Below are 11,370 nucleotides of genomic sequence, written 5' to 3'. Positions count from 1 at the left end.
GGGACCGCCCCGGCGAGCTCGACGGCCTCCCCGTGCGGTCCCGCGAGCGCCTGTCGCCGCTGCGGCGCGCCGTGAGCGCGAAGCTCGCGCGCAGCCGCTCCGAGATCCCCGAGGCCACGGTCTGGGTCGACGTGGATGCGACGGAACTGTGGGACCTCCGCGGGCAGATGGCCCCGGAGGGCGAGCGGCCGCCGTCGATCACGGCACTGCTGGCGAGGTTCGTGCTGCTGGCGCTGGAGGACTATCCGGTCCTCGCGTCGCGGCTGAGCGAGGACGGCGGCGAGCTGATCTCGTTCGACGGCGTGAACCTGGGCGTCGCGGCCGACACCGAGCGCGGCCTCCTGGTGCCGGTGGTCCCGCGGGCGCACGCGCTCACGGTGGCCCAGCTCGACACGGCGCTGCGCGAACTGGCCGCGACCGCCCGCTCCGGGTCCATGCCGCCCGAGCGCCTGCGCGGCTCGACCTTCACGCTCAACAACTACGGCGGCCTGGGGGTCGACGGCTCCGCGGCGATCATCAACCATCCGGATGTCGCGATCCTCGGCATCGGTCGCATCATCGAACGCCCGTGGGTCGTGGAGGGAGCGATCGTGCCGCGGCGGATCGCCCAGCTGTCGCTCGTGTTCGATCACCGGGTCTGCGACGGCGGTTATGCGGCCGGGTTCCTGCGCCGGGTGACGGAGCTGATCGAGCATCCGCTGCGTGCGTTCGGGAGGATCTGAGGCCGCAACCTGCTGCGCACTCTCGTGGCGCGGCGGACGATGCGCTACGCTCGGCGATTACTGACCGATCATTCGGTAAGTAATCGACGGCGTCCCCCGCGCCGCCCGACCCGACGCAGAACAACGGAGTTCGCATGACCTCAGCCACCGCTGCCGCCTCGTCCACCGGAAGGATGCCCGCCGAAGAGCGCCGGGTGCTCGCGGGCACCCTCGTGGGCACCTCGATCGAGTGGTACGACTTCTTCATCTACGCACAGGCCGCCGGCCTCGTGCTCGCGCCGCTCTTCCTCGCCCCGATCGCGGAGTCCAGCCCCGGGCTCGCCCAGGTGCTGTCGTTCGCCACGATCGGCATCTCGTTCCTGTTCCGCCCGCTCGGCGCGATCGTCGCCGGACACCTGGGTGACAAGCTCGGCCGTAAGAAGATGCTCGTCTTCACGCTCGTCATGATGGGCCTGTCCACCTCGCTGATCGGCCTGCTGCCGACGTACGCGGCGATCGGTGTCGCCGCGCCGATCCTCCTCATCCTCCTCCGCATCCTGCAGGGCTTCTCCGCGGGCGGCGAGTGGGGTGGCGCCGCCCTGATGGCCGTCGAGCACGCGCCGACGGGCCGGCGCGGCCTGTTCGGCGCCTTCCCGCAGATCGGCGTGCCGGTCGGCATGATCCTGGCGACGTTCACGCTGTGGGCGCTCACCTCCTCGATGTCGCCCGAGGCGTTCCTGGAGTGGGGCTGGCGCATCCCGTTCATGCTGTCGATCGTGCTGATCGCGGTCGGCTACGTGATCCGCCGCGCGGTCGACGAGAGCCCCGTGTTCGAAGACCTGCGCCGCCGCCGCAAGGAGGCCTCGGCCCCGCTCGGGCAGCTGTTCCGCTCGAACACCAAGCAGGTCGTGCTGACGGCCGTCATCTTCATCGCGAACAACGCCGCCGGCTACCTGCTCATCGCGTTCTTCGCCACCTACGCGGTCACCGCGCTGGGGATGGAGCGTCCGCCCGTGCTCCTGGCGACCACGCTCGCCTCGTTCGGCTGGCTGATCTTCACGCTGTGGGGCGGGCACCTCTCCGACCGCCTCGGGCGCATCCGCACCTTCCAGATCGGTTACGTCGCCCTGGCGGTGTGGGCGATCCCGATGTGGTTCCTGATCGACACCGCGAACATCGTCTGGTACTTCGTGGCGCTGTTCGTGATGACGTTCGCCCTCGGGCTGTCGTACGGCCCGCAGGCAGCGCTGTACGCCGAGATGTTCCCGGCGAACGTGCGCTACTCGGGCGTCTCGATCGGCTACGCGCTGGGCGCGATCCTCGGCGGGGCGTTCGCGCCGATGATCGCGGAGTCGCTGCTGAACCAGTTCCACGCGGCGTGGACGATCGGCCTCTACATCGCCATCGCCTCGGTCATCTCGCTCATCGGGGTGTCACTGGTGAAGGAGACGAAGGGCGTCGACCTCTCCGTCTGACGCGCGGGATCCGGGATCGCGGCCGGCCGTGCGCCTGTGCCATAATTACCTTACGATCGGTCAGTAATTCACGGCCGGCCGCTCCCCGGACCACCCGCAGGACGACGATGTCAGGAGATCCGCATGCCAGAGGCCTATCTCGTCGGAGGCGTGCGCACGCCGGTCGGGCGCTACGGCGGCACCCTCGCCACGGTCCGCCCCGACGATCTGGCCGCCCTCGTCGTCGGCGAAGCCGTACGGCGCGCCGGGCTCGCCCCCGCGACCGCGGAACTCGACGAGGTCATCCTCGGCGCGGCGAACCAGGCCGGTGAGGACAACCGCAACGTCGCCCGGATGGCGGTGCTCCTCGCGGGGCTCCCCGACACGGTGCCCGGCATCACCGTCAACCGGCTCTGCGCCTCCGGCATGTCGGCCGTGACCATGGCCGCCCAGGCGATCCGCGCCGGCGACGCCGACCTCATCGTGGCGGGCGGCGTGGAGTCGATGACCCGCGCGCCCTGGGTGCAGGCGAAGCCCGAGAAGGCCTGGGCCAAGCCCGGAGCCGCGTTCGACACCTCGATCGGCTGGCGCTTCCCCAACCCGCGACTGCTCGCGCGCGACAAGGCCACGTTCACGATGCCGGAGACCGCAGAAGAGGTCGCCCGCGTCGACGGCATCACGCGCGCGGAGGCCGACGCGTTCGCCGTGCGGTCGCAGCAGCGCGCCGCCGCCGCGATCAGCGCCGGCCGCTTCGCCCCCGAGATCGTCGGCGTGCCCGTGCGCGACGGCGAGGTGCTCGTCGACGAGGGCCCCCGCCCCGACACGACCCTCGAGGTCCTGGCCCGGCTGCGCCCCGTGGTCGCGGGCGGCGAGGTCGTGACCGCGGGCAACTCCAGCGCCCTCAACGACGGCGCGTCCGCGGTGCTGGTGGCGAGCGCCGCGGCCGTGGAGCGCTACGGCCTCACGCCCCGCGCGCGCATCGTGGTGGGCACCTCGGCCGGACTCGCCCCCGAGGTCATGGGGCTCGGGCCGGTGCCCGCGACCGAGAAGGCGCTGCACCGTTCGGGGCTGTCGCTGGACGACCTGGGGTCGATCGAGCTGAACGAGGCCTTCGCGTCGCAGTCGCTCGCGTGCATCCGCCGCCTCGGGCTCGACGAGGACCGGGTGAACGCCGACGGCGGAGCCATCGCGCTGGGCCACCCCCTCGGCTCCTCGGGCTCGCGGCTGCTGGTCACGCTGATGGGCCGCATGGAGCGTGAGGGCTCGCAGTACGGCCTGGCGACGATGTGCGTCGGCGTCGGGCAGGGGGCGGCCACGATCCTGGAGGCCGTGCGATGACCGCGGCGCCGACCGCCGAGACCCCGCCCGCGACGCCGCTGCTGGTCGAGCACCGCGAGGACCGGGTGATCGCGACCCTGAATCGTCCGCACAAGCGCAACGCGATCAACCAGGCCACGATCGACGCGCTGCACGCCCTGTGCGCGGAGCTGGAGGAGACGCCGAAGACGCTGATCCTCACCGGGGCCGAGGGCGTGTTCGCCGCGGGTGCCGACATCGCCCAGCTGCGGGAGCGCCGCGCCGCCGACGCGCTGCGCGGCATCAACGCCCACGCGTTCGTGCGCCTCGCGGAGCTGCCGATGCCCGTGATCGCCGCGATCGACGGCTACGCCCTGGGCGGTGGGGCCGAGCTCGCCTACGCCGCGGACATCCGCCTCGCCACGCCCGCGCTCCGCATCGGCAACCCCGAGACCGGGCTCGGGATCATCGCCGCGGCCGGGGCATCGTGGCGGCTGAAGGAGATCGTGGGTGAGGCCAGGGCCGCCGAGCTGCTGCTCACCGGTCGCACGGTGCTCGCCGACGAGGCGCTGCGCCTCGGGATCGTCTCCGCTCTGCACGAGCCGGACGAGCTGCTCGACGCCGCCCACGCCGTGGCCGACCGCATCGCCCGCAACGACCCCGCGGCCACGATGGCGACCAAGCGCGTGCTGCGCGCCCCGCGCGACCGGCACCCCGCTGTCGACCTGGAGGAGCAGTCCGTGCTCTTCGAGAGCCCGGAGAAGTTCCGCCGCATGACCGCCTTCCTGGAGCGGAGAGACCGATGACGACCACCTCACCGTCCCCCTCCGCGGCCGCCGCGACGGCCCCGCCCACCGCCCCGGCGCGCGTCGGCGTGCTCGGCGGCGGGCGCATGGGCGCCGGCATCGCGCACGCCTTCCTGCTCGCGGGCTCCCACGTGACCGTGGTGGAACGCGATGACGCGGCGGCGGAGGCGGCGTCCGCGCGCGTGCTCGGCTCCGTCGACGCCTCGATCGCCCGCGGCTCCGCCACCGACACGGTCGCGTCGTATCGGGCACGGTTCGCGACCGGCACCGACGCGGCCCTCTTCGCCGACTGCGACCTCGTCGTCGAGGCCGTGCCGGAGGACCTGAGCCTGAAGATCGAGGCGCTCACCCGCGTGGAGGCGCAGCTCTCCCCCGCCGCCGCCCTGGCCTCCAACACCTCCTCCATCGCGATCGACGAGCTCGCCGCCGTGCTCGACCGCCCGGCGCGCTTCCTCGGCCTGCACTTCTTCAACCCGGTGCCGGCCTCGACCCTGGTGGAGATCGTGCGCGGCGCGGCGACCGACGCGGCCCTGACCGACGCGGCCCGCAGCTGGGTGCACGCCCTCGGCAAGACGCCGATCGTGGTCGCCGACGCGCCGGGCTTCGCCTCCTCACGACTGGGCGTCGCGCTCGGCCTGGAGGCGATCCGGATGCTGGAGGACGGCGTCGCCTCGGCGGCCGACATCGACGCCGCCATGACGCTCGGCTACAAGCATCCGGTGGGCCCGCTCCGGCTCACCGACCTCGTGGGGCTCGACGTGCGGCTCGGCATCGCCGAGTACCTGGCCGCGCACCTGGGCCCGCGCTTCGAACCCCCCGCTCTGCTGCGCCGTCTCGTCGCCGAGGGCCACCTCGGCCGCAAGAGCGGACGCGGCTTCTACGACTGGGACGACTGATGAAGGGAACCCCCATGACCGAGATCCTCCCCAGCTACGTGCAGGGCGCGTGGTGGACCCCGTCCGCCGACACCGAGGCCACCGAGGTGCGCGACGCCTCCACGGGCGAGGTGGTCACGCGCGTCTCCACGACCGGGCTCGACCTGGGCGCCGCCCTGGACCACGCGCGCACGGTCGGGCAGGGGTCTCTCGGCGCGCTCACCTTCCACCAGCGGGCCGTGCTGCTGAAGAAGCTCGCGCTCGCCCTCACCGCACGCAAGGAGGAGCTGTACGCGCTGTCGAGCCGCACGGGTGCCACGGCGCAGGACTCCTGGGTCGACATCGACGGCGGCATCGGCGTGCTCTTCGCCTACTCCAGCAAGGGCCGCCGTGAGCTGCCCAACGCGAAGGTCTACGTCGACGGCGCCGTCGAGAACCTCTCGCGCGACGGCTCGTTCCTCGGCCGCCACATCTACACGCGCCTGCCCGGGGTGGCCGTGCAGATCAACGCCTTCAACTTCCCGGTGTGGGGGTCGCTGGAGAAGTTCGCGCCCGCCTTCCTCGCCGGGGTGCCCACGGTCGTGAAGCCCGCGACGCCCACCGGCTACCTCACCGAGGCGATGGTGCGCGTGATGGTCGAGTCCGGGCTGCTGCCCGACGGCTCGCTGCAGCTGGTGTCGGGCAGTGTGCCTGACCTGTTCGACCATCTGCGCCTGGGCGACCTCGTGGCGTTCACCGGCTCGGCCTCGACCGCGGAGCGCCTGCGCGCGCACGACGCGGTGCAGACCGGCGGTGTGCGCTTCACGAGCGAGACCGACTCGATCAACGCGTCGATCCTCGGCACCGACGCCGTGAGCGGCACCCCCGAGTTCGACGCCTACGTGAAGCAGCTCGTGACCGAGATGACCTCGAAGGCCGGGCAGAAGTGCACCGCGATCCGCCGCGCCATCGTGCCTGAGGACGCGGTTGACGACGTGATCGCCGCCGTGCGCGCGCGCCTGGAGCAGCGGATCGTCGTGGGCGACCCGCGGGCCGAGGGCGTCACGATGGGCCCGCTCGCCTCCCTCGCACAGCGCGACGAGGTGCGCCGCCAGGTGCGACGGCTGCAGGAGGGGGGCGGCGAGCTCGTGATCGGCTCGACCGACGACCCCGCGGTGCGTCACGCCGACGGCAGCGAGGCGACCGCCCCCGACGGCGCCTTCGTCGCCCCGATGCTGCTGCGCTTCGCCGACGCGACCAGCCCCGCCGTGAACGAGATCGAGGCGTTCGGCCCGGTGTCGAGCATCGTCGGGTACCGGTCGCTGGCCGAGGCGTCGGAACTCGTGGCCCGCGGCGGCGGCTCCCTCGTCACCAGTGTCGCGACCCACGACCCCGAGGTCGCGACGACCCTGGCGGCCGGCATCGCCGCCTACAACGGCCGGGTGCTGTTCCTCGACCGCGACGACGCGCGCAGCTCGACCGGTCACGGCTCCCCCCTGCCCAACCTCGTGCACGGCGGGCCGGGCAGGGCGGGCGGCGGCGAGGAGCTGGGCGGCATCCGCGCGGTGCTGCACCACATGCAGCGGACGGCCGTGCAGGGCTCCCCCGAGATGATGACCGCGCTCACCGGCGTGTGGCATCAGGGCGCGACGGCCCGCCCGTTCGAGGCGAACGACGGCGTGCATCCGTTCCGCAAGTCGCTGTCCGAGCTGCGGATCGGCGATCAGGTCGCAAGCCCCTCGCGCACCGTGACCCTCGACGACATCGAGACGTTCGCGGCGTTCACGGGCGACACCTTCTACGCGCACATGGACGAGGCCTCCGCGGCCGCGAACCCGTTCTTCCCCGGACGGGTCGCGCACGGCTACCTGCTGGTGTCGTGGGCCGCTGGGCTGTTCGTCGACCCGGCGCCGGGACCCGTGCTGGCCAACTCCGGCCTGGAGAACCTGCGCTTCGTGACGCCCGTGTCACCCGGCGACGAGATCCGGGTCGAGCTCACCGCCAAGCAGATCACCCCGCGCGAGACCGACGAGTACGGCGAGGTGCGGTGGGATGCGGTGCTGAAGAACCAGGACGACGAGATCGTCGCGACCTACGACGTGCTCACCCTCGTCGCGAAGGAGCTCGCCGCCGCGTGAGAGCGCGAGGCGCCGGGCGGGCGGGGTGTCCGGCGCCTCAGCGGCGACGCAGGCCGTCGAGGGCGATGGCGACCACGTCGTCGGCGAGGCGGTCCGCCCCCTCACGCCCGCCGGGGCGATACCACTCGACGATCGAGTTGATCATGCCGAACGTGAGGCGGGCCACGACGGCCGCGTCGATGTCGGAGCGCAGCGACCCCTCCGCCTGCGCCTCTCCGACGAGCGCGGTGATGCGCCGGTCGAACGCACGACGACGCGTGAGCGCGCGCCGCTCCACGTCGGTGTTCCCGCGCACCCGCAGCAGCAGGGTCACGGCGGGCAGCTGCGACACGAGCACGTGCACGGCGCCGCGCAGCACGTGCTCCAGGCGCGCGACGGCGTCGGGCGCCCGGCCGCCGTCCGTGAGCGGCAGCGGGTCGTCGACAACGGCCTCCAGGCCGCTGAGGGCAGCGTCGAGCGCCCGGTCGAGGATGTCGTCCTTCGAGGCGAAGTGGTGGTAGATCGCCGACTTCGACAGGCCAAGGCGCTCGGCCAGCTTGCCGATCGAGGTCGCGTCGTAGCCGTGCTCGTTGAACGCGGCGACCGCGACGTCGAGTATCCCCTGCTGGTCGTACCCGGGGCGGCCGCGCCGCGTGGTCTGCATCTCGGACATCCCCCACAGTCTCCCATCGCGGCGCCCCCGCGCCGTGCAGGCGGCGCGATCTCGGCGCCGTGTCAGCGCAGGTCGTAGACGCGCTTGTACTTGCCCTCGCTGCGGGGCAGGGCACCCGGCTCTTCCAGCCGCACCGCGACCGTCGACCCGACGAACACCTTGATGCGCTGCGCCAGCACCTTCGCCGCCGCCGCGCACGTGTCCACCGAGAGGTCGGGGTGACGCTCGATGCGCACGGTCAGGGCGTCCATCCGCCCCTCCTTCGTCAGCTCCAGGATGAAGTGCGGGGTCAGCTGCTCGATGCCCAGCACCAGCTCCTCGATCTGCGTCGGGAACAGGTTCACGCCGCGCAGGATGATCATGTCGTCGTTGCGACCCGTCACCTTCTCCATGCGCCGCATGCCCGGCCGCGCGGTGCCCGGCAGCAGGCGCGTGATGTCACGCGTGCGGTAGCGGATCACCGGGAACGCCTCCTTGGTGAGCGAGGTGAACACGAGCTCGCCGCGTTCCCCGTCGGGGAGCGCCTCGAGCGTGTCGCCGTCGATCACCTCGGGAAGGAAGTGGTCCTCCCACAGGTGCGGCCCGTCCTTCGTCTCCAGGCACTCGTTCCCGACCCCGGGCCCCATCACCTCGCTGAGCCCGAAGATGTCGAGCGCGTCGAGGTCCAGGCGCTGCTCGAGCTCGTGCCGCATCTCGTTCGTCCACGGCTCGGCCCCGAGCACCGCCACCTTCAGCGACGTCGACCGGGGGTCGATGCCCTGCGCGGCCATCGCGTCCGCGATCGTGAGCAGGTAGCTGGGCGTGCACAGGATGGCGTCCGGCTCGAAGTCGCGGATCAGCTGCACCTGCCGTGCCGTCTGCCCGCCCGACATCGGGATCACCGTGGCGCCCAGGGCCTCGATGCCCGCGTGCGCTCCGAGGCCGCCCGTGAACAGGCCGTAGCCGTAGGCGTTGTGCACCTTCATGCCCCGCCGGATGCCGCTGGCCCGCAGCGACCGCGCCACGAGCGAACCCCAGCGGTCGAGGTCGCCCCGGGTGTAGCCGACCACGGTCGGGCGGCCCGTGGTGCCGCTGGAGGCGTGGATGCGGGCGACCTCGTCCATCGGCACCGCGAACATCCCGAACGGGTAGGTCTCGCGCAGGTCGTCCTTCGTCGTGAAGGGCAGGCGGCGGACGTCGTCGAGCGACCGGATGTCGTCGGGGTGCACGCCCGCCTCGTCGAACTTGCGGGTGTAGAGCGGCACGTTCGCGTAGGCGTGGCGCACGGTCCGTTGCAGCCGCTCCAGCTGAAGGGCCTCGAGCTCCGCACGGCTCAGGCGCTCCTCGGGGTCGAGTTCCTCGGCGGCGGGCGGGCGGAGGGCGGAAGCGGGGGCGGTCGTCGTCGACACGGGGGCTCCTCGGGTTTCGGCGGGTCAGTGGGTCTGGGGCGTGGTGCGGGAGCGGCCGCGGAACTCGGCGACGGTGTCGCCCTGCTCGTCGACCACGGTGACGTCGTAGATGCCGGAGCGCCCGGTGCGGGTGCGTCGCACGGCCGTGGCCGTGAGGGTCTGCCCGGCGACGGTCGGCTTGAGGAAGGCGATGTCGGCTCCGGCCGCGACCGTGACCCGGTCGTCCTCGTTGCAGGCGATCGCGAAGGCCGTGTCGGCGAGCGCGAACACGAACCCGCCGTGGGTGATGCGGAAGCCGTTGGTCATGTCGTCGCGCACGCGCATCGAGACGACCGCATGACCGGGGTCGTCGCGCTCGACCGTGAGCCCGAGCATCGCGGACGCACGGTCGCGCTGCATCATGGCGCGATTGGGCTGCACGGCCTCCGCCGTCTCCGTCGTCACATCCGTCATCGCCGACCTCCTCGTCGCGCTGGGGACGGGACGCCGCGGTCCCGCTCGGCCCATACTAACTGAACGATCGGTCAGTAAGACAGAGCGGGACCGCGGCCCGACGCAGAGCGTGCGTCAGTCGACGGTGAGGGGCGGGGTCAGCGTCGCGTCCTCCACCGTGATCCCGGTGATGACGGCCGCCGGATCCGCGGCGTCGCGGTCCGCGCGGAAGCGAACCACGCCGCCCTCCCTCGTCGCCCACTGATAGAAGTCCTCGCCGGACGAGACGATCTGCAGGAACGTGCCATCGGGGAATGCGGCGACGGCGTCGGCGAGCGGCGCCCCGATGCGCACGCCCTGGGCCGCCGGGAGCAGGTCGCCGTTCGGCTCGACGTCACCGTCCAGGTTCGCGATGCCGGCGGTCACGCCGCTGAGCCGCGCCCCGTCCTCGGTGAAGTGCAGGATGAGCGAGGACTGTCCGTCCGGACTCAGCAGGCGCGCGGCCGTGTCCGTCCAGGTGAACTCCTCGGCCGTCGCCCCGGGGACCGCGGCGAGCGCGGCGGCGCGGTCGGCACCGAAGATCAGAGGACCGACGCCCGTCGGCGTCAGCTCCCACGTGCTCCAGTCGGCGGAGGGATCCTGCGCGGACGGCGTCGGCGTGACGGGCGGCTGCGCGGTGAGCTCGTCCACGAGCGCGGTCTTCGCCTCCACCGCACGGTCGCGCAGCAGGAGCGCAGCGGCCTCCGCGTCGAACGCGGAACCGTCCTGTGCCGGCTGCCACGCGTGCACGATCACGTTGCCGACCGCGGCGAACGCGTGGTGTGCACGCCACGGGCTCCCCGAGGAGTCGAGTTCCAGCGTCCCGGCGAAGGCGCGGACACCATCGCCGTCGGGAGCCACGGAGGCCGTGAAGGACCCCGGCCCCTGGGCGTCGAACTGCGCGCAGCTCTCGACCGTCGACACGAGGTCGTCCATCCGAGCGGACGCGTTCTCCTCCGAGGCGAACTGCAGGATCTCCTGCCTTCCGCTGTTCCCGGCGTCTGCGCCATCGACCCACGGCACCGTGCGCGCGCCGACGCTGCGCATCGACGTCTCGCTGATCAGGAGCCTGCAGACGGCCGGAGCGAAGTCGGGACCGCCGCCGTCGGCGTACTGCACGAGCGTGTCCGTGATCGCGGTCGCGGGCGGTGCCCCCGGGAAGAGGCCGGCGACCTCCTGCGGAGTCAGTGCGAACGACTCCAGCTCGTCGCCGACGAAGAGCAGCGGCCCATCGTACGGCTCCGGCGCCGAGGTCGACGGCGCGGCCGAAGGACTCGACGCGGGCTCGGGAGTCGGTGCGCACGCGGACACCCCCGCGAGCGCCCCCACGAGGACGGCCGCGAGGCCGCCTCGCGCGATCGATCTCTTCACGAACGACATGCTGGACATTCGACCCTCCGGTGGTCTCTCACGCGCCGACGGCGCGTCCCCTGCCGCGAGCGTAGTGGTTCGGCACACCAAAATACTGGCCAGCCGACCACCGTGACGAGAACGATACGGATCGCATGCCCGCATCGGCATACACCCCCGCCCCGACCGCAGAAGCCCGCGTCGGGCGCCGTCACCCGGCGCGCGTCACGGCCGCCCGCGCCTCGGCCGCCGTGGGGGCG

At 72.6% G+C, this 11,370-nt stretch carries 10 protein-coding genes; 6 read left to right on the top strand and 4 right to left on the bottom strand.

Features of this window, described 5'->3' with window-relative positions; translation table 11 throughout:
- The 6 genes from DW299_RS01815 to paaZ all read left to right on the top strand — a co-directional run.
- Positions 1 to 722, top strand: a 722-nt coding sequence (locus DW299_RS01815) for a dihydrolipoamide acetyltransferase family protein (protein ID WP_136035426.1), incomplete at its 5' end; no start/stop codon positions are given.
- A 134-nt stretch (positions 723 to 856) separates the two neighbouring features.
- The gene (locus DW299_RS01810) at positions 857 to 2,176 is read left to right on the top strand and encodes an MFS transporter (RefSeq protein WP_136035425.1); all 1,320 of its coding nucleotides are present in this window, start codon (positions 857 to 859) and stop codon (positions 2,174 to 2,176) included.
- 123 nt (positions 2,177 to 2,299) lie between these two features.
- Positions 2,300 to 3,493 carry a thiolase family protein gene (locus DW299_RS01805; RefSeq protein WP_136035424.1) on the top strand — a complete coding sequence of 398 codons (1,194 nt, stop codon included), beginning with the start codon at positions 2,300 to 2,302 and terminating at the stop codon, positions 3,491 to 3,493.
- Positions 3,490 to 4,257, top strand: a complete 768-nt coding sequence (locus DW299_RS01800; RefSeq protein WP_136035423.1) for an enoyl-CoA hydratase/isomerase family protein — start codon at positions 3,490 to 3,492, stop codon at positions 4,255 to 4,257. Before DW299_RS01805 ends, DW299_RS01800 begins: the two co-directional genes overlap by 4 nt.
- Complete coding sequence (locus DW299_RS01795) at positions 4,254 to 5,153, top strand: 3-hydroxyacyl-CoA dehydrogenase family protein (protein WP_136035422.1); 900 nt, start codon at positions 4,254 to 4,256, stop codon at positions 5,151 to 5,153. Before DW299_RS01800 ends, DW299_RS01795 begins: the two co-directional genes overlap by 4 nt.
- A 14-nt stretch (positions 5,154 to 5,167) precedes the next feature.
- Positions 5,168 to 7,249: a phenylacetic acid degradation bifunctional protein PaaZ gene (paaZ, locus tag DW299_RS01790; protein WP_136035421.1), complete on the top strand. Its 2,082-nt coding sequence runs from the start codon at positions 5,168 to 5,170 to the stop codon at positions 7,247 to 7,249.
- A gap of 37 nt (positions 7,250 to 7,286) precedes the next feature.
- On the opposite strand, the gene DW299_RS01785 is transcribed toward paaZ, so the two are convergent.
- The 4 genes from DW299_RS01785 to DW299_RS01770 all read right to left on the bottom strand — a co-directional run bounded on the left by DW299_RS01785 (position 7,287) and on the right by DW299_RS01770 (position 11,140).
- Complete coding sequence (locus tag DW299_RS01785; RefSeq protein WP_136035420.1) at positions 7,287 to 7,901, bottom strand: TetR/AcrR family transcriptional regulator; 615 nt, start codon at positions 7,899 to 7,901, stop codon at positions 7,287 to 7,289.
- A 62-nt stretch (positions 7,902 to 7,963) separates the two neighbouring features.
- Complete coding sequence (paaK, locus tag DW299_RS01780) at positions 7,964 to 9,289, bottom strand: phenylacetate--CoA ligase PaaK (protein ID WP_136035419.1); 1,326 nt, start codon at positions 9,287 to 9,289, stop codon at positions 7,964 to 7,966.
- A gap of 24 nt (positions 9,290 to 9,313) precedes the next feature.
- Entirely contained in the window at positions 9,314 to 9,742 is a 429-nt protein-coding gene (gene paaI, locus DW299_RS01775) for a hydroxyphenylacetyl-CoA thioesterase PaaI (RefSeq protein WP_136035418.1), read from the bottom strand.
- A gap of 114 nt (positions 9,743 to 9,856) precedes the next feature.
- A complete protein-coding gene (locus DW299_RS01770; RefSeq protein WP_136035417.1) occupies positions 9,857 to 11,140 on the bottom strand; it encodes a sensor domain-containing protein in 1,284 nt (427 codons plus the stop codon).
- Positions 11,141 to 11,370: the final 230 nt, after the last annotated feature.

It is taken from the genome of Microbacterium sp. K35 (assembly GCF_004794375.1).
GTDB lineage: Bacteria > Actinomycetota > Actinomycetes > Actinomycetales > Microbacteriaceae > Microbacterium > Microbacterium sufflavum.
This window is presented reverse-complemented; position numbering and strand designations above follow the sequence as displayed.

Coding starts and splice junctions, on each gene's coding strand:
- DW299_RS01795 (WP_136035422.1), top strand. CDS start 4,254: ATGACGACCACCTCACCGTCCCCCTCCGCGGCCGCCGCGACGGCCCCG.
- DW299_RS01805 (WP_136035424.1), top strand. CDS start 2,300: ATGCCAGAGGCCTATCTCGTCGGAGGCGTGCGCACGCCGGTCGGGCGC.
- DW299_RS01800 (WP_136035423.1), top strand. CDS start 3,490: ATGACCGCGGCGCCGACCGCCGAGACCCCGCCCGCGACGCCGCTGCTG.
- DW299_RS01810 (WP_136035425.1), top strand. CDS start 857: ATGACCTCAGCCACCGCTGCCGCCTCGTCCACCGGAAGGATGCCCGCC.
- DW299_RS01770 (WP_136035417.1), bottom strand. CDS start 11,140: ATGTCGTTCGTGAAGAGATCGATCGCGCGAGGCGGCCTCGCGGCCGTC.
- DW299_RS01785 (WP_136035420.1), bottom strand. CDS start 7,901: ATGTCCGAGATGCAGACCACGCGGCGCGGCCGCCCCGGGTACGACCAG.
- paaI (WP_136035418.1), bottom strand. CDS start 9,742: ATGACGGATGTGACGACGGAGACGGCGGAGGCCGTGCAGCCCAATCGC.
- paaZ (WP_136035421.1), top strand. CDS start 5,168: ATGACCGAGATCCTCCCCAGCTACGTGCAGGGCGCGTGGTGGACCCCG.